Below are 26,544 nucleotides of genomic sequence, written 5' to 3'. Positions count from 1 at the left end.
GGTAAAAATATCATAAAAAAACTCTAGCGAAAGCTAGAGTTTTTGAGCTTATTAAAGGAAAGAAAATTACTTAAATTTTACCGCCACTTTTTGAGCAATACCAACAATTACTTCACTGGCTTTTACAATACTTTCAGCAGGAACGTATTCGTAACGCCCATGGAAGTTATGTCCGCCAGCAAAAATGTTAGGGCATGGTAAGCCTTTATAAGATAATTGCGAACCATCTGTACCACCTCGAATAGGCTTAATTAAGGGAGTAATTCCCATATCTTTCATTACTTCTTCAGCAATATCAACAATATGCATAACAGGAGTTACTTTTTCTTTCATATTGAAATATTGATCTTTAATTTCAACAGAAACTAATTTTTGCCCACGTTTAGCATTTAAAACTTCAGCTAAATCAAGCATTGCTTTTTTACGGTTGTTGAACTGATCCATATCATGATCTCTAATAATATAACTCAATGTTGTTTGTTCAACTTTACCTTCCATATGGTGTAAGTGGAAGAAACCTTCATAACCCGTTGTTCTTTCAGGAACTTCATCTTCAGGTAAAGCATTGATAAACTCACTAGCAATAAGCATTGAATTAATCATTTTACCTTTTGCATACCCCGGATGTACAATTTTACCTTGAATAGTAACTGTAGCACCGGCAGCGTTAAAGTTTTCGTACTCTAACTCACCTATTTGGCTTCCATCCATAGTATAAGCCCACTCAGCTCCAAACTTTTCTACATCAAACATGTGAGCTCCTTTACCAACTTCTTCATCAGGAGTAAAGCAAATACGGATGTTTCCATGTTTAATTTCTGGATGTTGGATTAAGTATTCCATTGCAGAAACAATTTCAGTAACCCCAGCTTTGTCATCAGCTCCTAATAACGTAGTACCGTCAGTAGTAATAATAGTCTGACCTTTGTATTGTAACAAGTCTTCAAAATAATCAGGAGATAAAACGATGTTTTCTTCTTTGTTTAACAAGATATCTTTTCCGTCGTAATTTTCATGAATTTGAGGGCTAACATTAGCGCCAGTAAAATCAGGACTCGTATCAATATGAGCAACAAAACCAATAGTTGGCACTTCATAATCTAAATTACTTGGTAACGTTGCCATCAAATAACAGTTCTCATCTAATTCAACATCTTCCATTCCTATTTCCTTTAGTTCTTCTTCTAGAACCTTTGCTAAATTCCATTGTTTTTCAGTACTAGGAAAAGCAGGGTTGTTCGGATCACTTTCAGTATCAATAGTTACATACTTTACAAATCGGTCGATTATATGTTGTTTGTTCATTGTAGTATTTTTAAAGCCTCAAAAATAGCCATTTCTAATGTATTTTGTCAATTGAAATACAATGAAATTTTTAAGAATCCATCTTTTTAAAATAGGCTATCAATAAATCGACAACATAACTATACGATTGAATTCCTTTAGCTTGATTATTGGCTTTAAGGTAAGAATTATATCCTTTCTTCAAATACGGTTCAATTGGGTTTTTAAACTGCTTCCAGTGTACATAGGTAGCCTTGTAATCTTTATAAATACCTTTATTTACTGTTGCAGCAATTTCTTTACCTGCTGCTTTATCTCTTTTGTAAACTTGACCAATGCAGTAATTATAGACCATACGATACCCAGAATATTTAAAATATAAATCTTTGTTGGCTGTGGAGGCTAAAAAACTTACAAAATTAGCATCGTTTTCTGCGGCCCATCCAATTTGATGTGCCATTTCATGACAGGTAGTTGCCGGATATCCCGTTTTCGGAATCATAGTATTTACTTGTGCTTCTCCGGTTATTGGATTTAAATATCCAGATGTACCATTATACGATTGAAATAAGCTAACCAATGAACTTTTTACCGAGGCAGTTTGATAGGTTAACTGTGGGTATGTTTTAGAAAGCTCTTGAAACCCGTTGGGGGCTAAGTTGTAAATTTGCTTGTGAGTATAAGGAACTATTACTGCCACAGAATCATTTTTTGTTATCTGTAAATGAATTTTGTTGAGTTCTGTTACAATTTGTTTTGTAGTTGAAATAAGCGCTTCTGTAGTGTAATTAGATTGCTTTAGTTTGAGGTTTTTAGCCAGAGGCTCTCTAAAGTAATTTAATCCCCAAAACACATAAAAACAACCGTAAATAATTGACAGTATTGCTGTAAGATTTATGACCTTAGAAAAGAAGTTTTGAAATCGTTTTTTTATTAAAAAATAGATAGATTTTAATAAAAGAAACAATACGATTAAACCAATGATATCTCCAACAGAAAAGGGAATCCAACCAAGAATAGCTCTGAAGAATTGAGAAATATACAGGTATACTCCATTGCTATAATAAGATTCTATCCACAGAGGCTTTTGGCTTAAAAATTGCACTAAAATTATTTGAATAGGCAATAATAAAGCAATTAAAATATTTTTTTTGTCGCTGCGCATGCTTCCAAAAATAAGAAAGTTATAAGGTTATCAACAAGTTAATAACAGTTTATTTACAAAAAATGTGCATAAAGAAATTTGAGTGTAGTGCCTACAAATATCATCTTAAAAAATTACATTTGCTGTCATGGAAAGAACCCAATCTCTCAAAGGAACAAAAATAGATAAAGCTAGAATTATAAGCTTAGAAAAAGGGAAGTTACCACCTCAGGCTCTAGAGTTAGAAGAGGCTGTTTTGGGGGCTATGATGATTGATAAAAAAGGGATTGATGAAGTAATTGATATTTTACATCCTGAAGCTTTTTATGATAAGAGGCATCAAGAAATTTATGCGGCCATTTATGCGCTTTTCCAAAACTCTGAACCTATTGATTTACTTTCTGTATCCAATCAGTTAAAGAAAAATGGAAAGCTAGATTTAGCAGGAGGAGATTTTTACTTAATTGGATTAACTCAAAAAGTAGCCTCATCTGCCCATATTGAATTTCACTCTAGAATTATTCTAGAAAAGTTTATCCAACGCAAACTAATTACCATTTCATCAGAAATTATAGAAAATGCATACGACGAAACTGTTGATGTTTTTGATTTGTTAGATGATGCCGAGGGAAAATTATTTGAAGTAACACAAGGAAACCTTAAAAAAGGAGCCGAAAGAGCCGATTCGTTAGTACAACAATCAATTAATAAGATTCAAGAAATTTCAACCAAAGAAGGAATGAGTGGTTTGGCAACCGGATTTACCAAACTAGATGCATTAACCTCAGGTTGGCAACCTACCGATTTAATCATTATTGCAGCACGTCCCGGTATGGGTAAAACCGCTTTCGTAATATCGATGGCGAAAAATATGGCGATTGATTTCGGACATCCAGTAGCATTATTCTCACTAGAGATGTCATCGGTACAGTTAATTACCCGTATGATTTCTTCGGAAACAGGGTTAACTTCTGAAAAATTACGTAAAGGAAACTTAGAACCACACGAATGGGAGCAGTTGAACGTAAAAGTGAAGAGACTTTCAGACGCCCCTATATTTATTGATGATACACCAGCACTATCTATTTTCGATTTACGTGCAAAAGCACGTCGTTTGGTATCGCAACACGGAGTTAAAATCTTAATTATTGATTACTTACAGTTAATGACAGCAGGTGGAGCAGGAGGTAACCGTGAACAAGAAATTTCGATGATTTCGCGTAACTTAAAAGCACTAGGTAAAGAATTGAATGTACCTGTAATTGCACTTTCTCAGTTATCGCGTGCGGTTGAAACCCGTGGAGGAAGTAAACGTCCGTTACTATCCGATCTTCGTGAATCTGGAGCGATTGAGCAGGATGCTGATATTGTATCATTTATTTATCGTCCTGAATACTATGGAATGACCGAATGGGATGACGACGATCATTCGCCATGTGAAGGACAAGGAGAGTTTATCGTAGCAAAACACCGTAACGGTGGATTGGATAATATTCGCTTGAAGTTTACAGGACACTTAGCAAAATTCTCAGATTTAGAAGAAGGGTTTAGCAGTGAATTCCAATCGAGTATGAACTCAGGATTTAACGATGAAGTAGCATCTAGTAACTTTGCTTCACCAGAAGATGCTTTTGGTCCAAGTGATGACGATGTTCCGTTTTAATCTTTAAATAAAACTTAAAATATAACTGAATACACAATTGCTAAAAAGTAATTGTGTATTTTAGTTTTTTATATGAAACAATTTCTCTACATACTAACATTTTTCCTTTTTTCAAACACCATTTGGGCATCTTTTATTTATGTACCGATGAGTAACGAAAATCAAAAAAACCATTTAAAAGCCTATGGTATTGTATACTATGCTATAGAAAATGGGTTGAAGGCAAAATGGTTGTTAAATTATGATGGAGGTGCTTTTTTAATTGAAAATAATGAAGCAGTAGAAAAGGAATGTAAAATACGAGGTGTATCCTATCAAATTATTTCAGATGCTAAATCAGCCTTAATTTTAGAAGAAATTTCATCGCCATCTAAAAACCAAGAAGCAGTAACGTTAGAAAAAGCCCCCAAAATAGCGGTGTATTCACCAAAAGATAAAATGCCGTGGGATGATGCAGTAACGATGGTACTGACCTATGCTGAAATTCCGTTTGATGTAATCTATGATGAAGAAGTATTGAATGATAAATTGTTACTTTATGAGTGGTTACACTTACATCATGAAGACTTTACAGGACAATATGGACGCTTTTATGGAGCTTTTAGAACCGCACCTTGGTACATTCAACAAAAAAAAGATGCAGAAGCCTTAGCTAAGAAATTAGGGTATAATAAAGTATCAGAAGAAAAAGGAGCCGTAGCGAAGAAAATTCGTGATTATGTAGTAGGAGGTGGGTTTATGTTTGCGATGTGCTCTGCAACCGATAGTTTTGATATTGCTTTAGCAGCTGATGGTGTAGACATTTGTGAAGGAATGTTTGATGGTGATGCTTCAGAACCTAATTATCAATCGAAAATAGATTTTAATAAAACCTTTGCTTTTAAAGATTTTGAATTGATTCGAAATCCTACTACGTATGAGTTTTCTTCAATAGATATGACTCGTAAACGAAGAATAAGAAAAGAAGTAGATTATTTTGTGTTAAAAGAGTTTTCTGCAAAATGGGATCAGGTACCGACTATGCTTACTCAAAATCACACCATGTTAGTGAAAGGGTTTATGGGACAAACAACATCTTTTGACCCCAATACTATAAAATCTACTATTATTGTTTTAGGAGAAAATAAAACCAATAGAGAAGGACGTTACATTCACGGAACCAAAGGAAAAGGAATGTTTACTTTTTACGGAGGCCACGACCCCGAAGATTATCAGCATAGAGTAGGAGATCCTAAAACAGAATTAGATTTGCATCCAACCTCGCCAGGATATCGTTTAATATTAAACAATGTATTGTTCCCTGCCGCTAAAAAGAAAAAACAAAAGACTTAATCTTTTTCAGATTTTTCTAACTCCTTGATAAAATACGAGGGTTTTATACCAGTGAATTTATAGAACGCTTTTGAAAAAGATTCTGCATTTTTAAACCCGACTTCTTGTGCAATAGCTTTAATAGTATACTTTCTCCACAAAACATCATTTTTAAGTTTTTCAACAGCATATTCAACTCTAAGTTGATTTATATAATTAGAAAAAGAATTCTTTTTGTGTTGATTGATTATTTTTGATAAATAGCTAGTATTAGTATCTAACCTATCAGCTAATAATTGTAAGTTTATCTTTGAGCTTAAAAAATCTGTGTTTTTTTCAAAAGCTTCAAGCCCTTTCATAATAATGTTAATGGTTTCACTAGAAATTTCATGTTTATTTGTTATTGGAGAAACAAGTGGTATTTCTTTTTTATTTATAGTTTCTTTTTGATTAATTAATGCTATAAAACGCTTTTTGAAAGTTCTTTTCCTTTTAATTTGATATCCTATTAATAATAATGAAAGGAACAATAAAGAAATATAAATTATTCTATTTTTTTTAGATTCCTTGATTTCTTTTTCTAGTTTTTCTATGATCTGTTTTTTTTCTGATAGTAGGTTTGGGATGTCGTATTCATCAATAAGTGTTTTATTCACTTTATTTTTTTCATTTAATTTAAACTCTTTTACTTCTAGTAGCTTATTTATATAAAGTAGTTGCTTTTTTAGATTTTTATTTTTGTATTGGTTAATTAAATACTTGTAGGAATCTTCCAAAAATCTACTTGGAATTTTTCTAACACTAAACAAAGAGTCAGCTTTCAAATGGTATTTTAGCGATTTGCTGTAAAGACCAATTGAATCATATAGTTTAGCTACTTTTGTGTATGTACTTGCCAGTATTCTATAATTTTCATCATTTTTTATGGCAGGTATAGATTTTAAATAAGATTTTAAAGCTTTTTCATGTTCTTTTTTCTTTTGATATATAAGACCTAGAGAGAAATAAGAATACCCCAAACTAACACTATCATTTATTTTTTTATATAGGCTAACAGCCCGGTTGTTATATAGTAAAGAAGAATCTATTTCATTAAGATTCCTGTATTCTATTGTCAAGTTTATAAGGAGGCTAGAAAAGAAGTCATCTTTTGCTAACAGGTTTTCTTTTAAAGCAAAATAATATACTTGTTTATATAAGTTTAAAGCCTTTTTCTTTTGACCTATGGAATTATAAATAGTCCCCATTAAATATAATACCTTATTTTTTAGATATAAATTTTTATGTTTATCTATTATTTGATTCGCATTTATAAGCTCCTTCAAAGCTTTACTATTTTGTCTTTTATGGAATAAAAAAGTTGCTTTTTTAATATATATATTAGCAGGGAAATTTTTGTTTGGTATTTTCTTTGTTATGTCTATTAGAGAGTCACAAAAATTTAAATAAACTTTTTCATTATTTAGGATATCAGCCAAATAATACTTTCCTGACATCATTCGTATAGTATCTTTTTCTTTCAACGCTTTAGAGAAAAACTTTTTTGCATAAGTGGTTGCTTTTAATGTATCAGGCTTACTAGCATAAAAAAGCTCAGATAATTCTTCAAAACTTTTCTCTAGTAAAGTGTCTTTTTTTGTATGGTTTTGAGAATACACTTTTAAGCTTAGTACAATAACATGAAGTAAAACAAGTATCTTTTTCATAAAAATTAGCGAATTGGAAAGCAAAAATACCAAAAAAACATGTTTTTATTAAGTGTCTGTAATTGAGTTTTTTATATGTTTTTAAAAGTCGTTTTTTATAAAATCCGTGTACCATTGTTTGTATTTCAAATAAACAAACAAGTTCTTTGAACCACGTAAATAAAGGGTTCAGTAATTATTCAATTAGAAAGGGAAAATTAAACGAAAAAGAAAACTTAACTCATATGAACCCTTTTTCTTTTACTTAAATAAAAAAGTAATTGCTCATTTTTTTATAATCAATTACATTTGTGGGCATAAAACAAAACAATAATGCCAACAACACAACAATTACAAGAGTTTACACAACAAGTTCGTAGAGATATCGTTCGTATGGTACATGCTGTAAATTCGGGACACCCTGGAGGTTCTTTAGGATGTGCAGAGTTTCTTACCTGTTTGTATCAAGAAATTATGGAGTATTCTACTGATTTTACCATGGATGGTACAAATGAAGATTTGTTCTTTTTATCTAATGGTCATATTTCACCAGTTTATTACAGTGTTTTAGCTCGTAGTGAGTTTTTTCCCGTAGCTGAGTTAGCTACTTTTAGAAAATTAGATTCTCGTTTACAAGGGCATCCAACTACACACGAGGATTTACCAGGAGTACGTATTGCTTCAGGATCGTTAGGGCAAGGTATGAGTGTTGCTATTGGTGCAGCTCAAGCAAAAAAATTAAACGGAGATAACAAAACGGTATATTCATTACATGGTGATGGAGAGTTACAAGAAGGTCAAATTTGGGAAGCGGTAATGTATGCAGCTGCTAAAAAGGTTGATAATTTAATTTCTACCGTAGATGTAAATGAAAAGCAAATTGATGGTTCTACAGATGAAGTGTTAGCTATGGGAAGCTTGAGAGCAAAATTTGAAGCTTTCGGTTGGGATGTAGTAGAAATTACAGAAGGAAATAATATAGAAGCTGTTTTAACAGGAATGGCAGAAGCAAAATCACGTACAGGTAACGGAAAACCAGTTTGTGTATTATTACGCACAGAAATGGGGAATGGAGTTGATTTTATGATGCATACACATGCATGGCATGGTAAAGCACCTAATGATGAACAGTTAGAGGTTGCTTTAGCTCAAAATCCAGAAACTTTAGGAGATTACTAAGAAAACTTTATAATCAATATTAAAAACGCTATTACAAACTACGTAATGGCGTTTTTATTTTATGAAAATCTTTACAAAAAAAAGTAAGTAATACCGTAAATTTACGTCAGTAATCATATTCAAAAAATAATCAACAGATACAGATGAAAATAGGAATTGTATGTTATCCTACCTTCGGAGGAAGTGGAGTAGTAGCAACCGAATTAGGAATGGCATTAGCAGATAAAGGACATGAAGTACATTTTATAACGTACAATCAACCTGTTCGATTAGATTTCTTTTCTCACCGTTTACATTTTCATGAAGTCGTTTTAGAAGAATATCCATTATTTCAATATCAGCCTTACGAGTTAGCATTGTCAAGTAAAATGGTAGAAGTAGTACAAAAATACGATTTAGAAGTATTGCACGTTCACTACGCCATTCCACATGCCTATGCTGCTTATATGGCAAAAAAAATGCTTCAAGATAAAGGAATTGACGTAAAAGTAGTAACCACATTGCACGGTACAGATATTACTTTGGTAGGAAGTCATCCAACCTACAAAACCGCAGTAGAATTCAGTATAAATAAATCAGATGAAGTTACAGCGGTATCTAACAGTTTAAAAGAAGATACTTTGAGGCTATTCACGATTGAAAAAGACATTAAAGTTGTTTATAATTTTATTGATGGTGAAAAATACGATAAAGCACATGAAGGAGAATGTAAAAGAGTAGCTTTAGCACAACCAGAAGAAAGAATTCTTACTCATATAAGTAATTTTAGACCAGTTAAACGTACCGAGGATGTAATTCGAATTTTTAATACGGTACAGAAAGAAATTCCTTCAAAATTACTCATGGTTGGTGATGGACCAGAACGCTTAAAAGCAGAAAATTTAACGAAAGAATTACAAATAGAAGATAAAGTGCTTTTTATGGGAAACAGCACAGAAGTAGCAAAAATACTATGCTATACAGATGTGTTTTTATTGCCCTCTGAAACGGAAAGTTTTGGTTTGGCTGCTTTAGAGGCTATGGCAGCAAGTACACCTGTTATCTCTACTAATACAGGAGGGCTACCAGAAGTAAACATTCATGGTAAAACAGGTTTTTTAAGTAATTTAGGAGATGTGGATCAAATGGCCAAAAATGCAATAAGTATTTTAGAAGATGAGGCTGTTTTAAACGAATTTAAAGAGAACGCTAAAGAACATATCAAGCTGTTTTCATTAGAGAATATTCTTCCAGCTTATGAAGATTTGTATAAAAAATGTTCTGTAGAAGCATAAATAAAAAAAGAGCGTTTTGAAACGCTCCTTTTTTTATGATTATTTTATTGAATTTCTTCAAGCTTCTTAACTAAAATAGCATCGCTCAAAATAGTATCTCTTTGCGTTTTTAAAAGCGTTGCAGTTGAATTAGGTAAGTGTTCTTTCGAATTAATAACCTCATTATATTCTTCTATAGAAGCTTTTTCTCCCCTTAGCGCTTCTTCTAAAATAGCTTCTTCATTTTCATTAGAAAAAAAAGCTTTTGTATTCATCCACGCTCTATGAACTTTTCCTGTTAAGCTTCCACCTTTTTCAGGACTTTCGCCAAAAGACATAATTTCAGATTTTAATTGTTTTCCAAACTGCTCACGTTCGCTTGCTTTTCGCATGAAAAAACTAGTCAATGTTTCACTCTTGACATTTTCAGCTGCCGTTTTATAACCTTTTGCAGCGTCGTAGTTTTTTTCTAATAATCCGTTTAATTTATTCGATACTTCTTGTGTGTAACTATACATAAAGTTGTGTTTTAAATTACTGAGTAATTATTTTTTGGATGTTTACTCAGATACCATCTGTTTGGTAGCAATTATTGTTTCTTTATGAAAAAAGAAACCATTAAAGTTGCGATACCTATACCTAAAGTTATATATGCATTATTGTTGTTTTGAGAGTTAAACTCCGCAATACCAATATCAACAGTAGCTTCAGGTGATATGATTTTATAAATCCCATAACCAATTAATATAATACCAGCTATGATTAGGAATATTTTTATTATTTTGTTCATAATATGTTTTGTTTAGATGCGTGAAATAAATGTGTAGTTAAATTAAAATTGATATCTAATTCCCAATGCAATATCTAAGTCTAAATCGTCACTGTAATCATTGACTAAGCCTAACTCTGGCCTCATATCTAAAGACATAACTAAAGGAATGTTAAAATTGTATTCAATACCTAAATCACCAGCCACCAAAGCAAAGACACCATCGTTATCTGATGAGTTATAAGAGCCAATTCCAGCACCAGCACCAACAAACCAATTAAAATTTCCATCTAACTTATAAACCCATTGATACAAACCAACAAGTTTAAATGCGTCAACATTTTTCGAGTCCCTAAAGCCTAAATCAAACTCCAGTCTATTATGCTCTTTAAGATAGTGTTGATATGAAATTTCACCCCCAAAACCATCATTGTCACCAACTCTTAATCCTAAAGCATTTTTCGAAATCTCTTGCGCACTAATACTCATTGTCATAAATACCAAAGCAGGAGTTAATATTGTTTTTAAAATGTTCATTTTCATTGTTTTAATGTTATGCTACAAAATTATAATAGTTTAGTAGTTTAGCTTTGCTCATATCTTTTCAATCTTTGCTCATATGATGAGTATAAAAAAATAAATATTAACTAAAGCAATGAATATTATAGGCAAAAAATGTAACTTTATGACCAAAAAAATATGACAACTATTAATATAACTGCCTCTGATACTAAGGGAACAGTAAAACAGATTCAAGAGGTTATTGGGGGAACCATAACAGAAAGATGGGGGGAGTATATTTTAAATGTTAATAGTAAACTAGCTATAGGGAATATTACTTTTTTAACTTTTGAATGGGGAGGAAGTGTACTACAGTACGACATTACTTTTTTAGACGATATCACACTTGTAATGGATGCTTCTGAATTTAATCCAATACATTTTACGTATACTTTAGAAGGACATTCTTTACACAGATTTGAGCTAGAAAACGAAAAAAGAAAGTTAGAAAAATTTCAATCGGTTATTATAACTAGTAAAGATGGAGGGTATAACTATGTTTATTTTGAAAAAAATGTTAAAATAAAAACTCATTTGATTCAAATTAACAGAGTAAAGTTTCTCAAAAAACGCCTGAACGATGCTTCTTTGTTAAACCAAAGACTTTACGAAGTTTTTCATGATCAACAACATGAAAATGTTTTTGCTTATTTTGGTACCTATAACCTAAAATTGGCGAGCCTCATCAAGCAATATAATTCCATAAAGCAAAAAGGAATGATTAGAATTTTGATAAAAGAGGGGATAGTGTATCAGGTGTTATCAGAACACATGCAACAACACAATAAAGATGTAAAGAGAAAGAAAACTCCCTCAACAACACTCACAAAAAAAGAGATTAGTTTGGTTAGAAAAGTGGGGCAAAAAATACTTAAAAATGTTGCGGAAGATTACAATGTAGAAGAATTAGCTAATGAAATAGGGGTAACTCAGGCTAAGTTACAAGAAGGTTTTAAACTGTTGTTTTCAAGAACAGTTATAGAATATATTAGGCATATTCGTTTGGAAGAAGCAAGAGACCTAATGAATACGACCGATTATAATATTTCTCAAATTGTATACTCAATAGGTTTTTCAAGTAGGAGCTATTTTTCTAAAATATTTAAACGTAAATACGGAATCAGCCCTAGTGAGTTTTTAAAAAACAAACAAGAAGTCAGTGAAATTAAAATAGCATAGAAATTACGTGCGAAAATATGATTAAAGAAAAGTACCAATGTTCTCTTCAAAAAATAAAAAATTTAGATACTAAAGTTCCAATAAATTTAGTGTTAAGTGGAGGGGCAGAAAAAGGAGTTGCTCATATTGCTTTATTAGAAAAGCTAGAGGAATTAAATGTTAAAATAAATGCTATTTCGGCTTGTAGCTCAGGTTCTTTAGTTGGATCAATGTATGCTTCAGGAATGAGACCGCAAGAAATATTAAACTTTTTTAAAACTACTGAAATATTCCAGTTTTCTTGGATAACGATTGCTAAACCAGGAATTTTTAATTCGTCAAATTATGCAAGGCTAATAAACGATAAAATTAAACCAACATTTGAAGAATTAACGATACCCCTAACAGTTTCTACCACTAATTTAAACAAAGGAACCACTCAGTACTTTTACGAAGGTGATTTGTTAAAGCCAGTCTTAGCTTCATGTGCATTGCCAGGCTTGTTCAACCCAGTGAAAATAGAGGATATGCTGTATTCTGATGGAGGAATTATAGATAATTTTCCTACAGCGCCGTTTAAAGATTCTGAATACCCTGTGGTGGGAAGCTATGTTGTGTATCCTTCTGAAAAAACAAGTGGAGAGTTGAATACGACTTTAAAGGTTTTAGCACATAGCTCAAAGCTTCTAATGTTGTCTTCAGAAGAACATAAGTTTTTCAACACCTATGCTACTGTTTGCTTTCCATTAGGTGAGTTTAGTGGATTTACTACGAAAGAAGTAGATGCCATTTATAAAACAGCAAAAAAATATATAGAAGAAAAAATAAGTTAACGCAAATACACAGTTTGTTTGTTTCAAGTAGCTATCTTTTGTGCTTGCAACCCAGAATCATACGGATTGTTAATTAAATAATCGATATCGTTTTGGCTTGTTTTAAAATCTAACCACATGCTTTTAAACATTTTTGGTATTTGCAAGGGCATTATCTCATACAAGTTATTAATCGTGTTAAATTCTTCTGTAGCCTTAATGTTAATCACAGTACAGGTTAAAAAACCATCATGGGTAGTATTGTATATACCAGCCAGATAAAAAGGCTCTTGATTGCTTTTTTCTACTAAATAATTTTCAATTGTATTCCCTACTATTTTATGAATGTAAAAACCTGTAACAATGAATAAGCACCTCCTGTAAAGTAAAGCTTCTTTGAATAGAATGTTTTTCTTAAGATCATCCTTTCTTACATGTAAAGTATGCTTAATTTGTTGAAATTTACTCCAGTTATCGGTATAGTCTTGAGGCAAAATTCCCCAAATACCTTGCGTAATTTCATTTGGGTTTTCCATAGTAATAACGTTAACTGTTTGTTCTTTTAACCCATTAATTTTACGTCTAGGTTTATGTAAATGAGGATACTTAAAATTCAATTTAGTAAACTCTTTAATCCGTTCTTTGCTTGCTATGTTTGATAGCTTGTAGCTCATTTAATTTTAATTTATTACTGGTTAAAAATGAAAATCATAGTACTTCCTATAAATAAACAAAAGAAGGTTACCAAGAACGCAATTCTTGTTACCCTGTTATTTTGAAACATATAGCTTCTGTTTTTCGACTTTAAATTTTCTTTAATTACTTTAAAATCATCATTTTGTTTTTCCATAATAGGGGTATATTTATAGTTGTTACACCGCAAATTTAAAATCAGAATATGTTTTAGATTAATTCAAAAGAAATACTTTTTTGCTCATTTCATAATCACCATCATTTTGTAAATGAGTCAAAATCAAAATTAAATGAGGAAAGACACTACAAATCTTGTAGCTAATTTTGTGATGTACAAAAGATGTACGTTATAAATATTAACTTAAAACTTAAGAATATGTTACGTTGGACAATCACATTTATTATAATTGCAATTATTGCTGGTGTTTTAGGATTTACTGGAATCGCAGGTGCTGCAACAAGTTTTGCTAAAATAGCTTTCTTTATTTTCTTAATTTTATTTGTTGTATCGTTAATTACAGGTAAAAGAAAAGTATAGGAACTTAAAATTACTGCATAAAAATACACAAGGGCGTTTTTATGACGCTCTTTTTTTTATTTATTAATAAAACTGTTAAAGTATTATAGTAAATTTAATGGAATTGATTTTGTGAGTTGGTTTTTTACGGAATGAGCAAAAAAACATATCAAATGAGTTAAGCCAAACATGATTATCCCCATACCTTTGCAGTATACAAATATTGTGGTAATCTAATTACTAATAATATTAAGATGTTAAAAAAGTACACATCTTTAAAGAAGGTTACTTGTAATTTTAAATGATATTTTAAAATGAAGAATTTAATATTAGGATTAATGTCCATAGGTACAATAATAACAATGAATGCACAGACTGAAGTGATAAAAACTACTGAAGTTAAGAAAGCAAAAAAAGTAAACGAAAAGGGAGAAGTTTATAATACTAAAGTAAAGGTAGTTACTAAGAAAGAAAAAGAAACGAAGTTTGACCCAAAACAGAAACACAAACTTAACCAAGACGTTGTAGAATCACCAATTACTGTTGATAAAACAATTATGGTAGACAACGATTCAGATGCCTTTTACGATACAAAAACAAAGGTAAAATACTTTAAGTATAAAGGAAATAAGTACGATTTTTTAATTGATAAAAATGACTTATTAATTACATACAAACTCGACGATAAAGACATTACTTCAGCCAGAGCAATAAAATCAATGAATAATAACTTTTACATTGTAGAAGGGAAAGAATTTAATGGAGTAGGTTATTTTAATAAGTACGGAGATTTTATTATAGAATATAGAAATAATGAATCTAAAAAAGTTGAATATGCAGTTTTTGAGACCTTCAAAATGTAGTACTCTTTAATATAAATTTAATGAGCGGTGAGTTGATTCACCGCTTTTTTTTTGCTAAAAATATAGTCTCTACGAAATGAGCAAGAATCGATATTAAATGAGCAAAACAGCTCTATGAGTTCTAATTACTTTTGTATTGTAATTAATTTTTAATCTAACATATATAGAATGAACTATTTAAACATACAAACAGAAAAAGTATTACCAGTAGCAAAAGAGTTAAACCAATTGCTTGCTGAATACCATATTTATTATCAAAAACTTAGAAACTTTCACTGGAATATTGTAGGAAAGAACTTCTTTGAATTGCATGAGAAATTTGAAGAAATGTATGGAGATGCAAGAATAAAAATTGATGAGATTGCAGAACGCATTTTAACATTGCAATACCATCCTGTAAGTAGGTATAGTAGGTACTTAAAAATAGCAAAAATATCAGAAGAAAGTCCTTTTCAAACAGATTCAGATATGGTATTTATTTTATTAGAAGATCATAAAACACTATTAGCTCAAATGTCTACAATTATTGAAAAGGCAACAGAGGTTGGTGATGAAGGTACAGTAGATTTGATAGGAGGATATATAGCCTCTTTAGAAAAAACCAGCTGGATGTTGAATGCATGGAGTAAAAGTACAGTAGAACAATTGAAAGAAGATATTGTACTATCGTAAACAAAATAAAAAAAAACTGTAATTAACAATAAAAATAACAAAAACGATTAACCTTCATGAATTTTAGTGATACTATAGCCAAATTAAAAGAATCTGTTCAATTATACTGGAATGAGTTTATAAACCAAATTCCACAAATAATTATAGCTATCCTCATAGTGGCTATAGGGGTTATTACTGCTAATTTTATATCGAATTTTTTTAGAAAAACAATTTCTAAAAAAACAAATGATCCTTTGATGACTAATTTTTTAGCCAAAACAATTAAAATTAGTTTTAGTGTTTTAGTAATTATGGTTGCTTTAAAAATAGCAGGTTTAGGAGGTATTGCAGCTGGATTGTTAACTGCTGCAGGAGCCTCAGCTATAATTTTTGGATTCGCTTTTAAAGATGTGGGAGAAAACTTTATCTCAGGAGTAATCTTATCGTTTAACCGTCCTTTCGATGTTAATGATACAGTAATGATTGGAGATATTTTTGGAAAAGTAAAGATGATGGAGTTCAGGTTTACCAAATTAAAAACATTCGATGGAAGAGATGTTTACATTCCCAATAGTGATATTGTAAAGAAAGCGGTATACAATTATACTGAAGACGGTTTTTACCGTTTAGACTTTGTGGTGGGGATTGATTATGATGATGATATAGATACAGCAAAAGAAGTAATCATAAACGCCGTAATTAATACATCGGGAGTTATTGATACAGATGAACACCAATGTTTTGTTACGGTAGATGGATTAGGAGTAAGTACCGTAAATTTAAAAGTTATTTTTTGGACCAAAACTAAAGAATACAAACGAGGTGCATTGGAAGTTAAAAGTGATGTAATTAAAAACGTAAAAAATGTGATAATAAAAAATGGGTTAAACATGCCTGCAGACATTACAGAGATAAAACTATATGGTTCACAAGACAGCATTCCAATTACAGTAACAAAATAAAAAAAAGCAACCCATTGGGTTGCTTTTTTATGAATTATAATAACTAAGGCTCTCTTTAATTAAATCATCAGAAGCTTTGCTGTTTATTTTAAAATCTTCATAATCGTTGAGAAGAACAAAGTTAATTTCACCACCAATGTTCTTTTTATCATGTTTCATTAACTCAAGAATAGGCTGAAAATCTTCTTTTAACAAAGTTACTTTACCGTATATTTTAATAATAGCATCTTTTATTTCAGCAACGTTATCTTTTGGAAAATCTAATACTTTTGATGATAAATAGGCTTCACAAACCATTCCAATAGCAATAGCTTCACCATGCGTTAAGGCTTCTTTTTTGGGCTGTTCTAAAAAATAAGACTCTACACCATGTCCAATAGTATGTCCCCAGTTTAAAACCTTACGAACACCTTGTTCTTTAGGATCCTCTAAAACAACTTCATTCTTAATTTCTATTGAACGGTGAATCAAGTCAACAATATTAAGGTTGTCATTATCTTTAATTTTAGTAAACAATCGAATATCATGAGTCATTCCATACTTAATAATTTCTGCTGTACCAGAACGAATTTCTCTAGGAGTTACGGTGTGTAGGTATTCAGGATCAATAATAATTAACTCTGGATTAGCAAATACACCAATCTGGTTTTTTAAAACGCCTAAATCAACCCCAGTTTTACCTCCTACAGAAGCATCTACCATACTTAATAGGGTAGTGGGTATATTTACAAAATCAATTCCACGTTTAAATGTAGAAGCAACAAAGCCACCTAAATCGGTAATAACTCCACCTCCTAAAGTAATTAGTAAGCTCTTTCTATCAGCCCCTAATTCTGTCATTGCATTCCAAACCCCCATACAGGTTTCCATATTCTTATAAACCTCACCAGCATCAATTTGAATAATTTCAATAGGTTTATCTGTAGCAAATAATTGTACAAATCTAGGGTAACAACAATCTAAAGTATTGTCATCTACTAAAATAAAAACTGAAGAATAGTTTTTTTTAGAAATTAAAGAAGTTAATTCATTATAGCCTTTTTCTTCAAAATGAATAGGGTATGTAGCTGCGTTAATTGTGGTCATAATAACAAAAAAATATAAGGCGAAATTAAATAGAAAAAATTAAAATATATCAGTCTACTCAATTATATTTGTCTCAATAAATAAAGATATAATATAACCTCGATAATGAGACTTTTTGACAATACAGAAACTGCTTTTAAATTAAAATCTGACTCAGAGTTAGAACGTGCATATTTTTTGTTTAAAATGATTCAGAGCCAACCTATGGTTCGCATAGGAACTGCGGTAACAAACTTTGCTTTAAAAGCACATTTACCAGTGGAAGGGTTAATTCGCTCAACAGTTTTTGATCATTTTTGTGGAGGAGTAAGTGAAGACGATTGCTTACCTAATATCGAAAAAATGTACGAGCAAGGTAAAGTACATAGTATTTTAGATTATTCAGTAGAAGGGAAAGAAGATGAAGCACAGTTTGATGATGCTTTAAAAATGACATTAAAAACAATTGATTTTGCTGAAGAAAAAGAATCTATCCCGTACGCAGTTTTTAAACCCACTGGTTTTGGACGTTTTGCGCTATATCAAAAATTAACTGAAGGAAAAGAGTTAACTTCAGAAGAAAAAGTAGAATGGAATAGAGTTGTAGAGCGTTTTCATACGGTGTGTAAAGCAGCAAAAACAAAAGATGTTCCGTTGCTAATTGATGCAGAAGAAAGCTGGATGCAGGATGCTGCTGATGATTTAATTGAAGAGCTAATGGAAATTTATAACCAAGAAAAAGCCATTGTATTCAATACGCTACAAATGTATCGTCATGATCGTATGGAATATTTGCGAAATTTACATCAAAGAGCCCACCAAAAAGGATATCATATCGGAATGAAAGTGGTTCGTGGAGCTTATATGGAGAAAGAACGTGAAAGAGCCAAAGAAAATGGTTATGAATCTCCTATTTGTGTTGATAAACAAGCAACTGATGATAATTATAACGAAGCAGTTCGTTATATGATGGATCATAAGAATATGGCAATTTTTGCAGGAACCCATAATGAAGATAGTTCATATTTGTTGATGGATTTAGCAAAAGAACATAATATTGCGGCTAATGATAAACGTATGTGGTTTGGTCAATTATATGGAATGAGCGACCATATCAGTTTTAATTTAGCAAAAGAAGGATATAATGTAGCAAAATATGTTCCATTTGGTCCTGTTCGTGATGTGATGCCATATTTAATTCGCAGAGCAGAAGAAAATACTTCAGTAGCCGGACAAACATCGAGAGAGTTGAACTTACTTAAAACAGAAAAAGCACGTAGAAAGCTTTAATGAATACAGTTGATGAAATAAAAGAAGCTATCTATAAAAATAAAAAAAGATTAGCTAAAGAGCTTCAAGAAAGTAGGGAGCTCGTCTTTCTTGTGAAAAAATCACTAACCACTTCATTGACAGACGAAGAAAAGGCAAAAGTAAAAGAACAAACTATTGATATTTGTAAAGCAATTCCTGCTTTTACTGTGTTTATGCTTCCTGGAGGCGCTTTGCTTTTGCCTTTACTTATAAAATTAATACCTGATATTTTACCAAGTGCTTTTAGAGCTGATGATGAGGAACTGGAAGAAACTAAACCTGAATAGGTTTAATAAATTACGTTTTTTTATCCAAATTAAGATAGAAAACCAAGACTTCAAAAGTTTTTAAAGCAAGAGAAAACTAGATAAAATGAAGTTTTTATAATGCTTTAAATAAAACATTACGATTTCATAAATAAAATTTCGTAATTCGTATACAATAAAACACTACTTTTGCAGCTTCAAAATAAGCACGAATGCAATCAATAAGAAATATTGCTATTATAGCACACGTTGACCACGGAAAGACAACCTTGGTAGACAAAATTATAGATCAAGCTAAAATTTTAGATGAGCGTAAAGAACGTACTGATTTATTATTAGATAACAACGACTTAGAGCGTGAACGTGGTATTACCATTTTATCTAAAAACGTATCAGTAAACTATAAAGGCGTTAAAATTAACGTAATTGATACTCCTGGTCACGCCGACTTTGGTGGAGAAGTAGAGCGTGTATTAAAAATGGCTGATGGTGTTTTATTATTGGTTGATGCTTTTGAAGGGCCAATGCCCCAAACACGTTTTGTACTAGGAAAAGCAATTGAATTAGGATTAACTCCTATCGTAGTGGTAAATAAAGTAGACAAAGAAAATTGTACGCCAGATTTAGTACACGAAAAAGTATTTGATTTAATGTTTGCCCTAGAAGCAAATGAAAATCAATTAGACTTTACTACGATTTACGGTTCGGCTAAAAATGGATGGATGAGTACCGATTGGCAAGAACCAAAAGAAGACATCATCGATTTATTAGATGCTGTTATCGAAACTATTCCTGAAGCACCATATCGTGAAGGGTCTCCTCAAATGCAAATTACGTCGTTAGATTATTCCTCATTTAAAGGAAGAATAGCTATTGGTCGTGTATACCGTGGAGATTTAGAGAAAAACAAAGACTATATGCTTTGTAAAGCTGACGGAAGCACTAAAAAAGTTCGTATTAAAGAGTTACACGTTTTTGAAGGAATGGGGAAAGCTGAGGCAGATAAAGTGCGTAGCGGAGATATTTGTGCTGTAACTGGCTTAGATGATTTTGAAATTGGTGATACTATTGCCGATGTAGATACCCCAGAAGCATTGCCAAGAATTGAAGTAGATCAACCTACTATGAGTATGTTATTTACTATTAATAACTCTCCATTCTTTGGTAAAGAAGGTAAGTTTGTAACTTCTCGTCACTTACGTGATCGCTTATTTAAAGAGATGGAGAAAAACTTAGCTTTGCGTGTTGATGAAACTGATACAGAAGACAAATTTAATGTATTCGGACGTGGAGTATTACACTTATCGGTGTTAATTGAAACGATGCGTCGTGAAGGCTATGAATTACAAGTAGGTCGTCCTCAAGTAATTTTAAAAGACATTGATGGAGTTAAAAGCGAGCCATACGAAACATTGTCAATAGATGTTCCAGAAGATGTAGCTTCTAAAGCAATTAACTTAGTTTCTTTGCGTAAAGGAGATTTATTAGTAATGGAACCAAAAGGTGATTTACAGCACTTAGAATTTACCATCCCATCAAGAGGATTAATTGGGTTACGTAATAAAATATTAACAGCAACAGCGGGTCAAGCCATTATAAACCATCGATTTAGTGAATATGGACCTTATAAAGGAGAATTTGCAGAAGAGTTAAAAGGAGCTATTGTTTCTTCTGAAACAGGAAAAGCAACTGCTTATGCAATTGACCGTTTACAAGATAGAGGACGTTTCTTTATCGATCCTAACCAAGAAATTTACAAAGGTCAGGTTGTAGGTGAAAATGCCAAGGCAGATGATATGGCAGTAAACTTAATTAAAGGAAAGAAGTTAACAAACGTACGTGCTTCAGGTTCTGATGATGGTGTAAAAATTGCTCCAAAGATTGACTTCTCTTTAGAAGAATGTATGGAATATATTAGACCAGATGAGTATTTAGAAGTTACTCCAGAAAGTTTACGTATGCGTAAAATTAACTTCGTAAAATAATACAAAGCTACTTTTAGCATAAAGACTAAACCGCCTGAATTTCAGGTGGTTTTATTTTTTATTAAAAATAACTTGCATAATTAAAAATAAAATGCAAATCTTTGTAGGAACAAAATAACAGACATGAGTTTTATTCAATTACATCATCATCATTTTCATACTTGCACTCAGGCGAGCTGAAAATGTATTGAATAAAGTCAAGATATATTTTAAACCCGTTTGAGTAAATCAAACGGGTTTTTTATTTCTAAGGCGCCAGAAATAAGTTGCTCAAAACGATTTACTCAAACCCATTCAAAACTAGAAATGAGTAAATTAAAAATAGCCATACAAAAATCAGGAAGACTCAACCAAGAGTCGCTACAAATTCTTAAAGACTGTGGAATCGCTATCGATAATGGTAAAGATCAACTAAAAGCCTCAGCCAGTAATTTTCCCATAGAGGTTTTCTACTTAAGAAATGGAGACATTCCACAATATTTAAAAGATGGAGTAGTAGATATAGCCATTATTGGAGAGAATTTACTAATAGAAAAAGGAGAAGGAATTCAATTTATAGAAAAACTAGGTTTTTCGAAATGTAAAGTATCCTTGGCAATTCCTAAGAATGAAGAATACACGGGAATAAACTACTTTCAGAATAAAAAAATAGCCACTTCATATCCTAATACCGTTTTAAAGTATTTACAAGAAAATAATATTCCAGCACAATTGCATATTATTAATGGTTCTGTTGAAATAGCTCCTAATATTGGATTAGCCGATGGTATTTGTGATATTGTTTCTAGTGGTTCAACATTATTCAAAAATAATTTGAAGGAAGTAGAAGTTTTATTAAAGTCGGAAGCTGTGTTAGCGGTTTCACCTCAAATAAAAGAGCAACAACAAGCAATACTCAATAAATTACAATTTAGAATTCAATCAGTACTAAAAGCCAGACAATCAAGATATGTGTTGTTAAACGCACCGAATGAGAAGCTTGAAAAAATCATCGATATTTTACCAGGAATGCGTAGTCCAACTGTATTACCATTAGCTGAGGAAGGATGGAGTTCTGTACACTCTGTATTGAATAAAAATCAGTTTTGGGAAATTATAGATGAGTTAAAAAGTAATGGAGCAGAAGGGATTTTAGTTTGCCCAATAGAAAAAATGGTTGTTTAATCGTAGGTCGATGGCCAAGGATTTAATTTCTTGTATCTGTGCTAAACAAAGTAAAGGCACGACAGTTAAAAACAAAAGAAAAAAACAGATGAAAATTATAAAAAATCCAGCAAGACAAACTTGGAATTCACTTTGCAAAAGAGCTACTTTAAGCGAAAACAGTTTGCAGGAAACAGTACAAACAATATTAAATGATGTAAAGCTTAATAAAGACAAAGCGTTAAAAAAATACACACAATTATTTGATGGAGTGTTGTTAACCGAGTTACAAGTTTCTAGAGAAGAGTTAGAAGAAGCACAAAACTTAGTATCAGAAGAATTAAAATTAGCGATACAATTAGCAAAAAAAAATATTGAAACATTTCACAACTCTCAAAAAGAAGTACCTAAAAAGATAACGACAACAAACGGGGTTACTTGTTGGAGAAAAAACGTAGCCATAGAAAAGGTAGGTTTGTATATTCCAGGAGGTACGGCTCCCCTGTTTTCAACTATTTTAATGTTGGGAGTCCCTGCAAAAATAGCGGGCTGTAAAGAAATAGTACTGTGTACTCCAACGAATAAAGAAGGTAAGATTAATGCAGCTATTTTATACACTGCTTCTTTGGTAGGAGTAACTAAAATTTTTAAAGTAGGAGGTGCTCAGGCTATAGGAGCCATGGCGTATGGAACAGAAACTATTCCGAATGTGTATAAAATTTTAGGGCCGGGAAATCAATTTGTTACGAAGGCCAAAGAATTAGTGCAACAACAAGGAGTAGCTATCGACATGCCAGCGGGTCCAAGTGAAGTGTTGGTCATCGCTGATGAAACTAGTAATCCTGTATTTGTGGCAGCTGACTTGTTATCACAAGCTGAGCACGGAGCAGACAGTCAATCAGTATTGGTAACTACTAACGAAGAAGTCGCTAAAAATGTGGAAGTAGAGTTAAAAAAACAGTTAGAAGATTTACCAAGGAAAGAAGTTGCTAAAAAAGCAATAGAAAATAGTTTTACAGTGGTTTTTAATTCTAAAGAAGAATGTATAGACTTTAGTAACGAGTATGCACCAGAACACTTAATTATAGCTTCAAAAGAGATTGAGGCATATATTGACGGAATCGTAAATGCAGGGTCAGTATTTTTAGGGAATTACAGTTGTGAAAGTGCTGGTGATTATGCTAGTGGAACCAATCACACATTACCTACCAATGGGTATGCAAAAAACTACAGTGGTGTTTCGTTAGATAGTTTTGTAAAGAAAATAACCTTTCAAGAAGTCACGAAAGAAGGAATTGAAAATTTAGGGAAAGCTATAGAGTTGATGGCGGAAGCAGAAGGCTTACAAGCACACAAAAATGCAATAACAGTTAGATTAAAAGAGCTTAACAATGTTTAATTTAGAAAAAATAGTACGACCTAATATTCAACAGCTAAAAGCCTATTCTTCTGCTAGAGATGAATTCAAAGGAGAGGCAGAAGTGTATTTAGACGCGAATGAAAATCCATTTGGAAGCTTAAATCGCTATCCAGACCCACAACAAACAGCTATTAAAAAACGATTGTCTGAAATTAAAGGTGTAAATGAGAATCAAATCTTTATAGGAAATGGAAGTGATGAAGTAATCGATTTGGCTTTTCGAATATTTTGTAAGCCAGGGAAAGACAAAGCATTAACTTTTACACCATCTTATGGAATGTACAATGTTTCTGCGACCATTAACGATGTATCGTTAATAGAGTTACCGTTAACAGAAGATTTTCAGATCGATATAAACAGCCTAGAAACATATTTAGCTGATGAAAGCTTAAAGTTAATCTTCATTTGTTCACCTAACAATCCTACTGGAAATTGTTTTACCAAAGAAACAATTGAGTTTATTCTACGTAACTTCAAGGGAATTGTAATTATTGATGAAGCTTATATTGATTTTAGCACTAAAACATCTTTTATAAATCAATTAAATAACTATCCCAATTTAATTGTAAGCCAAACGTTTAGTAAGGCTTGGGCTTTGGCTAGTGTAAGAGTAGGAGTCGCCTATGCAAATTCTACCATTATAAATTTATACAACAAAGTAAAGCCCCCCTATAATGTAAGTGCCTTAAACCAAAAAGCAGTTTTAGAGAAGCTGGATAATATAGCGCAGTTTGAAATAGAGAAAAACATCATTCTCAATGAAAAAGAAAAATTAGAAAAGGAGTTACAAGAAATTGAATTCATTAAAAAAGTATATCCTTCAGAAGCTAATTTTATTTTAATAGAGGTAACCAATGCTACTGAATTGTATAACCAATTAGTCGCTCAAAAAATTATTACGAGAAACAGGAATGGTTTAGTACATAATTGCATACGAGTTACTATAGGAAGCGAAAAAGAAAATAAACAATTCATAAAGGCATTAGAAAAATTGAGTGTTACACCAAATAAAGTTAACAAAGGAACTTTAAACTTTAAAAAACAATGAAAAAAATACTATTTATAGATAGAGATGGTACCTTAATCAAAGAACCAGCAGATAAACAAACAGATTCATTTGAAAAACTACAATTCTATCCAAAAGTTTTTCAAGGGTTGAGTAAGATTGCTAAACTCGATTTTGAACTAGTGTTGGTAACAAATCAAGACGGATTAGGAACAGAGGTATATCCAGAAAATACCTTTTGGCCTGTACACAACTTTGTGATGAATACCTTGAAAGAAGAAGGTATTGTGTTTTCAGAAGAAATTATTGATAGAACCTTTGCGAAAGACAATCAACCTACCAGAAAACCCAATACAGGTTTACTCTCCAAATTCTTTTCTGAAGAATATGATTTGAAAAATTCTTTTGTTATAGGAGACCGTTTAACGGACGTAGAATTGGCTAAAAATTTAGGAAGCAAAGCAATTTACATCAATGATGAAACGAATTTAGGAACTGATGAAATTACTGTAAAAAGAGAGGAACTAGATGATTTTATAGCTTTAGAAAGTAACGATTGGAACACGATTTATGAATTTTTAAAGTTAGAAGACCGATCTGCTTTTATAGAGAGAAATACCAATGAAACTCAAATAAAAATAGGAGTAAATTTAGATGGAACAGGAAAAAGTGACATTGATACTGGCATAGCCTTTTTTGATCATATGTTAGACCAAATAGCACGTCACGGTCGAATGGATTTGACTATTCAAGTAACAGGAGACTTAGAAGTAGACGAGCATCACACCATTGAAGATACTGCGATTGCTTTAGGAGAAGTGTTTTACAAAGCATTAGGAAATAAACTAGGGGTTGAACGTTACGGTTTCTGCTTACCTATGGATGATTGCTTAGCACAAGTAGCCATTGATTTTGGTGGAAGAAATTGGTTGGTGTGGGAAGCAGATTTTAAACGAGAAATGATAGGTAAAATGCCTACAGAAATGTTTTATCACTTCTTTAAGTCGTTTACAGATGGCGCAAAATGTAATTTGAATATCAAAGCAGAAGGAACGAACGAGCACCATAAAATAGAAGCCATTTTCAAAGCTTTTGCCAAAGCTATAAAAGTAGCAGTAAAAAGAGAGGCTGATAAAATGATTTTACCATCAACCAAAGGAGTTCTGTAATCAATTACGAATTAAAAATTATGAATTACTCAATAGTATGAGAAAATAATTTGTAATTAAAAATTCATCATTTATAATTAAAATATGATAGCGATTGTAAAATACAATGCAGGAAATATCCGGTCGGTACAAAATGCGTTAACACGTTTAGGATACAAAAGTGTTATTACCGATAACCCAGCAGAAATAAAAGCAGCAGATAAAGTAATATTTCCTGGAGTTGGAGAAGCAAGCTCAGCCATGCGATATTTAAAAGAACGAAAACTAGACGAGCTACTTGTTTCTTTACAACAACCTGTACTGGGAATTTGTTTAGGCTTGCAATTAATGTGCACCTCTTCTGAAGAAGGAAATACGAAATGCTTGGGGATTTTTGAAGCACAAGCAAAGCAATTTCCACCCAAAGAAAAAGTTCCTCATATGGGATGGAATAATTTTTCAGAATTAAAATCGGCTGAAATACTAAAAAACATAACTCTAAATAACGATGTATACTACGTTCATGGGTATTATGCAGAAGTGTGTAAAAACACCTTAGCTACCTGTAATTATATTCTTCCGTTTAGTTCCATTATGCAGCGGGATAATTTTTACGCAATGCAGTTTCATCCAGAGAAATCAGCAAATGTTGGAGAGGAATTATTGAAAAATTTTTTAACATTATAAAAGAG

General features: G+C 31.9%; 26 protein-coding genes. 18 read left to right on the top strand and 8 right to left on the bottom strand.

The window, feature by feature from the left end; genetic code table 11:
* Positions 1-66: 66 nt before the first annotated feature.
* Together pepT and ACN0WY_RS05345 are read right to left on the bottom strand one after the other, a co-directional pair.
* Positions 67-1,305 carry a peptidase T gene (pepT, locus tag ACN0WY_RS05350; protein ID WP_330486830.1) on the bottom strand — a complete coding sequence of 413 codons (1,239 nt, stop codon included), beginning with the start codon at positions 1,303-1,305 and terminating at the stop codon, positions 67-69.
* 70 nt (positions 1,306-1,375) lie between these two features.
* Positions 1,376-2,449: a DUF3810 domain-containing protein gene (locus ACN0WY_RS05345; RefSeq protein ID WP_417799734.1), complete on the bottom strand. Its 1,074-nt coding sequence runs from the start codon at positions 2,447-2,449 to the stop codon at positions 1,376-1,378.
* 127 nt (positions 2,450-2,576) lie between these two features.
* Between ACN0WY_RS05345 and dnaB the strand changes: the two genes are divergently transcribed.
* Both dnaB and ACN0WY_RS05335 read left to right on the top strand, forming a co-directional pair.
* Complete coding sequence (gene dnaB, locus ACN0WY_RS05340) at positions 2,577-4,091, top strand: replicative DNA helicase (RefSeq protein ID WP_330486828.1); 1,515 nt, start codon at positions 2,577-2,579, stop codon at positions 4,089-4,091.
* A gap of 147 nt (positions 4,092-4,238) precedes the next feature.
* On the top strand, positions 4,239-5,423 hold the full coding sequence (locus tag ACN0WY_RS05335; RefSeq protein WP_330486827.1) for an asparagine synthetase B: 1,185 nt from the start codon (positions 4,239-4,241) through the stop codon (positions 5,421-5,423).
* Here the strand turns inward: ACN0WY_RS05335 and ACN0WY_RS05330 are convergent.
* Positions 5,420-7,108, bottom strand: coding sequence for a helix-turn-helix domain-containing protein (locus ACN0WY_RS05330; protein WP_417799733.1), 1,689 nt, complete (start codon positions 7,106-7,108; stop codon positions 5,420-5,422). The two genes, ACN0WY_RS05335 and ACN0WY_RS05330, sit on opposite strands and share 4 nt — an antisense overlap.
* A 312-nt stretch (positions 7,109-7,420) precedes the next feature.
* On the opposite strand from ACN0WY_RS05330, the gene ACN0WY_RS05325 reads away from it, so the two are divergent.
* A complete protein-coding gene (locus tag ACN0WY_RS05325; protein WP_417799732.1) occupies positions 7,421-8,266 on the top strand; it encodes a transketolase in 846 nt (281 codons plus the stop codon).
* A 143-nt stretch (positions 8,267-8,409) separates the two neighbouring features.
* Positions 8,410-9,540, top strand: a complete 1,131-nt coding sequence (bshA, locus tag ACN0WY_RS05320) for an N-acetyl-alpha-D-glucosaminyl L-malate synthase BshA (RefSeq protein WP_330486824.1) — start codon at positions 8,410-8,412, stop codon at positions 9,538-9,540.
* A gap of 44 nt (positions 9,541-9,584) precedes the next feature.
* Here bshA and ACN0WY_RS05315 read toward each other — a convergent pair whose 3' ends face one another.
* From ACN0WY_RS05315 to ACN0WY_RS05305, 3 genes are all read right to left on the bottom strand, one after another.
* Complete coding sequence (locus ACN0WY_RS05315) at positions 9,585-10,037, bottom strand: PA2169 family four-helix-bundle protein (protein WP_330486823.1); 453 nt, start codon at positions 10,035-10,037, stop codon at positions 9,585-9,587.
* Between the two features lie 71 nt (positions 10,038-10,108).
* A complete protein-coding gene (locus tag ACN0WY_RS05310; RefSeq protein ID WP_124588554.1) occupies positions 10,109-10,309 on the bottom strand; it encodes a hypothetical protein in 201 nt (66 codons plus the stop codon).
* 42 nt (positions 10,310-10,351) lie between these two features.
* Entirely contained in the window at positions 10,352-10,825 is a 474-nt protein-coding gene (locus ACN0WY_RS05305; protein ID WP_330486822.1) for a hypothetical protein, read from the bottom strand.
* 162 nt (positions 10,826-10,987) lie between these two features.
* On the opposite strand from ACN0WY_RS05305, the gene ACN0WY_RS05300 reads away from it, so the two are divergent.
* Positions 10,988-12,028, top strand: coding sequence for a helix-turn-helix domain-containing protein (locus ACN0WY_RS05300; RefSeq protein WP_417799731.1), 1,041 nt, complete (start codon positions 10,988-10,990; stop codon positions 12,026-12,028).
* A gap of 17 nt (positions 12,029-12,045) precedes the next feature.
* Positions 12,046-12,840 carry a patatin-like phospholipase family protein gene (locus ACN0WY_RS05295; protein ID WP_330486820.1) on the top strand — a complete coding sequence of 265 codons (795 nt, stop codon included), beginning with the start codon at positions 12,046-12,048 and terminating at the stop codon, positions 12,838-12,840.
* A gap of 23 nt (positions 12,841-12,863) precedes the next feature.
* Here ACN0WY_RS05295 and ACN0WY_RS05290 read toward each other — a convergent pair whose 3' ends face one another.
* Entirely contained in the window at positions 12,864-13,493 is a 630-nt protein-coding gene (locus ACN0WY_RS05290; RefSeq protein ID WP_417799730.1) for an SOS response-associated peptidase family protein, read from the bottom strand.
* A gap of 395 nt (positions 13,494-13,888) precedes the next feature.
* Between ACN0WY_RS05290 and ACN0WY_RS05285 the strand changes: the two genes are divergently transcribed.
* From ACN0WY_RS05285 to ACN0WY_RS05270, 4 genes are all read left to right on the top strand, one after another.
* Positions 13,889-14,050 carry a DUF1328 domain-containing protein gene (locus ACN0WY_RS05285; protein WP_330486818.1) on the top strand — a complete coding sequence of 54 codons (162 nt, stop codon included), beginning with the start codon at positions 13,889-13,891 and terminating at the stop codon, positions 14,048-14,050.
* Between the two features lie 293 nt (positions 14,051-14,343).
* The gene (locus tag ACN0WY_RS05280; RefSeq protein WP_330486817.1) at positions 14,344-14,892 is read left to right on the top strand and encodes a hypothetical protein; all 549 of its coding nucleotides are present in this window, start codon (positions 14,344-14,346) and stop codon (positions 14,890-14,892) included.
* A 168-nt stretch (positions 14,893-15,060) separates the two neighbouring features.
* The gene (locus ACN0WY_RS05275) at positions 15,061-15,564 is read left to right on the top strand and encodes a DNA starvation/stationary phase protection protein (protein WP_330486816.1); all 504 of its coding nucleotides are present in this window, start codon (positions 15,061-15,063) and stop codon (positions 15,562-15,564) included.
* 56 nt (positions 15,565-15,620) lie between these two features.
* Positions 15,621-16,508 carry a mechanosensitive ion channel family protein gene (locus tag ACN0WY_RS05270; protein WP_330486815.1) on the top strand — a complete coding sequence of 296 codons (888 nt, stop codon included), beginning with the start codon at positions 15,621-15,623 and terminating at the stop codon, positions 16,506-16,508.
* A gap of 27 nt (positions 16,509-16,535) precedes the next feature.
* Here ACN0WY_RS05270 and aroB read toward each other — a convergent pair whose 3' ends face one another.
* On the bottom strand, positions 16,536-17,594 hold the full coding sequence (gene aroB, locus ACN0WY_RS05265; protein ID WP_330486814.1) for a 3-dehydroquinate synthase: 1,059 nt from the start codon (positions 17,592-17,594) through the stop codon (positions 16,536-16,538).
* Positions 17,595-17,699: 105 nt separating this feature from the next.
* Between aroB and ACN0WY_RS05260 the strand changes: the two genes are divergently transcribed.
* From ACN0WY_RS05260 to hisH, 8 genes are all read left to right on the top strand, one after another.
* Positions 17,700-18,863, top strand: coding sequence for a proline dehydrogenase family protein (locus tag ACN0WY_RS05260; RefSeq protein WP_417799729.1), 1,164 nt, complete (start codon positions 17,700-17,702; stop codon positions 18,861-18,863).
* Positions 18,863-19,171 carry an LETM1 domain-containing protein gene (locus ACN0WY_RS05255; protein ID WP_330486813.1) on the top strand — a complete coding sequence of 103 codons (309 nt, stop codon included), beginning with the start codon at positions 18,863-18,865 and terminating at the stop codon, positions 19,169-19,171. The genes ACN0WY_RS05260 and ACN0WY_RS05255 overlap by 1 nt, the downstream gene beginning before the upstream one ends.
* Positions 19,172-19,362: 191 nt before the next feature.
* Positions 19,363-21,135 carry a translational GTPase TypA gene (gene typA, locus ACN0WY_RS05250; protein WP_330486812.1) on the top strand — a complete coding sequence of 591 codons (1,773 nt, stop codon included), beginning with the start codon at positions 19,363-19,365 and terminating at the stop codon, positions 21,133-21,135.
* A 306-nt stretch (positions 21,136-21,441) separates the two neighbouring features.
* The gene (gene hisG / locus ACN0WY_RS05245; RefSeq protein WP_330486811.1) at positions 21,442-22,299 is read left to right on the top strand and encodes an ATP phosphoribosyltransferase; all 858 of its coding nucleotides are present in this window, start codon (positions 21,442-21,444) and stop codon (positions 22,297-22,299) included.
* Positions 22,300-22,387: 88 nt separating this feature from the next.
* Positions 22,388-23,677, top strand: coding sequence for a histidinol dehydrogenase (gene hisD, locus ACN0WY_RS05240; RefSeq protein WP_417799728.1), 1,290 nt, complete (start codon positions 22,388-22,390; stop codon positions 23,675-23,677).
* On the top strand, positions 23,670-24,746 hold the full coding sequence (hisC, locus tag ACN0WY_RS05235) for a histidinol-phosphate transaminase (RefSeq protein ID WP_417799727.1): 1,077 nt from the start codon (positions 23,670-23,672) through the stop codon (positions 24,744-24,746). Before hisD ends, hisC begins: the two co-directional genes overlap by 8 nt.
* Positions 24,743-25,873 (top strand): bifunctional histidinol-phosphatase/imidazoleglycerol-phosphate dehydratase HisB, encoded by a 1,131-nt coding sequence (hisB, locus tag ACN0WY_RS05230; RefSeq protein WP_417799726.1) that lies wholly within the window; start codon positions 24,743-24,745, stop codon positions 25,871-25,873. Before hisC ends, hisB begins: the two co-directional genes overlap by 4 nt.
* 84 nt (positions 25,874-25,957) lie before the next feature.
* On the top strand, positions 25,958-26,539 hold the full coding sequence (gene hisH, locus ACN0WY_RS05225; RefSeq protein ID WP_417799725.1) for an imidazole glycerol phosphate synthase subunit HisH: 582 nt from the start codon (positions 25,958-25,960) through the stop codon (positions 26,537-26,539).
* Positions 26,540-26,544: the final 5 nt, after the last annotated feature.

The organism is Tenacibaculum sp. (assembly GCF_048269885.1).
Taxonomy (GTDB): domain Bacteria; phylum Bacteroidota; class Bacteroidia; order Flavobacteriales; family Flavobacteriaceae; genus Polaribacter.
This window is presented reverse-complemented; position numbering and strand designations above follow the sequence as displayed.

Bases quoted from the DNA above. Each gene is read 5' to 3' on its own strand.
- ACN0WY_RS05330 (WP_417799733.1), bottom strand. From the start codon at position 7,108: ATGAAAAAGATACTTGTTTTACTTCATGTTATTGTACTAAGCTTAAAA.
- bshA (WP_330486824.1), top strand. From the start codon at position 8,410: ATGAAAATAGGAATTGTATGTTATCCTACCTTCGGAGGAAGTGGAGTA.
- ACN0WY_RS05270 (WP_330486815.1), top strand. From the start codon at position 15,621: ATGAATTTTAGTGATACTATAGCCAAATTAAAAGAATCTGTTCAATTA.
- ACN0WY_RS05325 (WP_417799732.1), top strand. From the start codon at position 7,421: ATGCCAACAACACAACAATTACAAGAGTTTACACAACAAGTTCGTAGA.
- ACN0WY_RS05290 (WP_417799730.1), bottom strand. From the start codon at position 13,493: ATGAGCTACAAGCTATCAAACATAGCAAGCAAAGAACGGATTAAAGAG.
- hisD (WP_417799728.1), top strand. From the start codon at position 22,388: ATGAAAATTATAAAAAATCCAGCAAGACAAACTTGGAATTCACTTTGC.
- ACN0WY_RS05305 (WP_330486822.1), bottom strand. From the start codon at position 10,825: ATGAACATTTTAAAAACAATATTAACTCCTGCTTTGGTATTTATGACA.
- hisG (WP_330486811.1), top strand. From the start codon at position 21,442: ATGAGTAAATTAAAAATAGCCATACAAAAATCAGGAAGACTCAACCAA.
- ACN0WY_RS05345 (WP_417799734.1), bottom strand. From the start codon at position 2,449: ATGCGCAGCGACAAAAAAAATATTTTAATTGCTTTATTATTGCCTATT.
- pepT (WP_330486830.1), bottom strand. From the start codon at position 1,305: ATGAACAAACAACATATAATCGACCGATTTGTAAAGTATGTAACTATT.
- ACN0WY_RS05315 (WP_330486823.1), bottom strand. From the start codon at position 10,037: ATGTATAGTTACACACAAGAAGTATCGAATAAATTAAACGGATTATTA.
- ACN0WY_RS05310 (WP_124588554.1), bottom strand. From the start codon at position 10,309: ATGAACAAAATAATAAAAATATTCCTAATCATAGCTGGTATTATATTA.
- typA (WP_330486812.1), top strand. From the start codon at position 19,363: ATGCAATCAATAAGAAATATTGCTATTATAGCACACGTTGACCACGGA.
- aroB (WP_330486814.1), bottom strand. From the start codon at position 17,594: ATGACCACAATTAACGCAGCTACATACCCTATTCATTTTGAAGAAAAA.
- hisH (WP_417799725.1), top strand. From the start codon at position 25,958: ATGATAGCGATTGTAAAATACAATGCAGGAAATATCCGGTCGGTACAA.
- ACN0WY_RS05260 (WP_417799729.1), top strand. From the start codon at position 17,700: ATGAGACTTTTTGACAATACAGAAACTGCTTTTAAATTAAAATCTGAC.
- dnaB (WP_330486828.1), top strand. From the start codon at position 2,577: ATGGAAAGAACCCAATCTCTCAAAGGAACAAAAATAGATAAAGCTAGA.
- ACN0WY_RS05255 (WP_330486813.1), top strand. From the start codon at position 18,863: ATGAATACAGTTGATGAAATAAAAGAAGCTATCTATAAAAATAAAAAA.
- ACN0WY_RS05280 (WP_330486817.1), top strand. From the start codon at position 14,344: ATGAAGAATTTAATATTAGGATTAATGTCCATAGGTACAATAATAACA.
- ACN0WY_RS05300 (WP_417799731.1), top strand. From the start codon at position 10,988: ATGACAACTATTAATATAACTGCCTCTGATACTAAGGGAACAGTAAAA.
- hisC (WP_417799727.1), top strand. From the start codon at position 23,670: ATGTTTAATTTAGAAAAAATAGTACGACCTAATATTCAACAGCTAAAA.
- ACN0WY_RS05275 (WP_330486816.1), top strand. From the start codon at position 15,061: ATGAACTATTTAAACATACAAACAGAAAAAGTATTACCAGTAGCAAAA.
- ACN0WY_RS05335 (WP_330486827.1), top strand. From the start codon at position 4,239: ATGAGTAACGAAAATCAAAAAAACCATTTAAAAGCCTATGGTATTGTA.
- ACN0WY_RS05285 (WP_330486818.1), top strand. From the start codon at position 13,889: ATGTTACGTTGGACAATCACATTTATTATAATTGCAATTATTGCTGGT.
- ACN0WY_RS05295 (WP_330486820.1), top strand. From the start codon at position 12,046: ATGATTAAAGAAAAGTACCAATGTTCTCTTCAAAAAATAAAAAATTTA.
- hisB (WP_417799726.1), top strand. From the start codon at position 24,743: ATGAAAAAAATACTATTTATAGATAGAGATGGTACCTTAATCAAAGAA.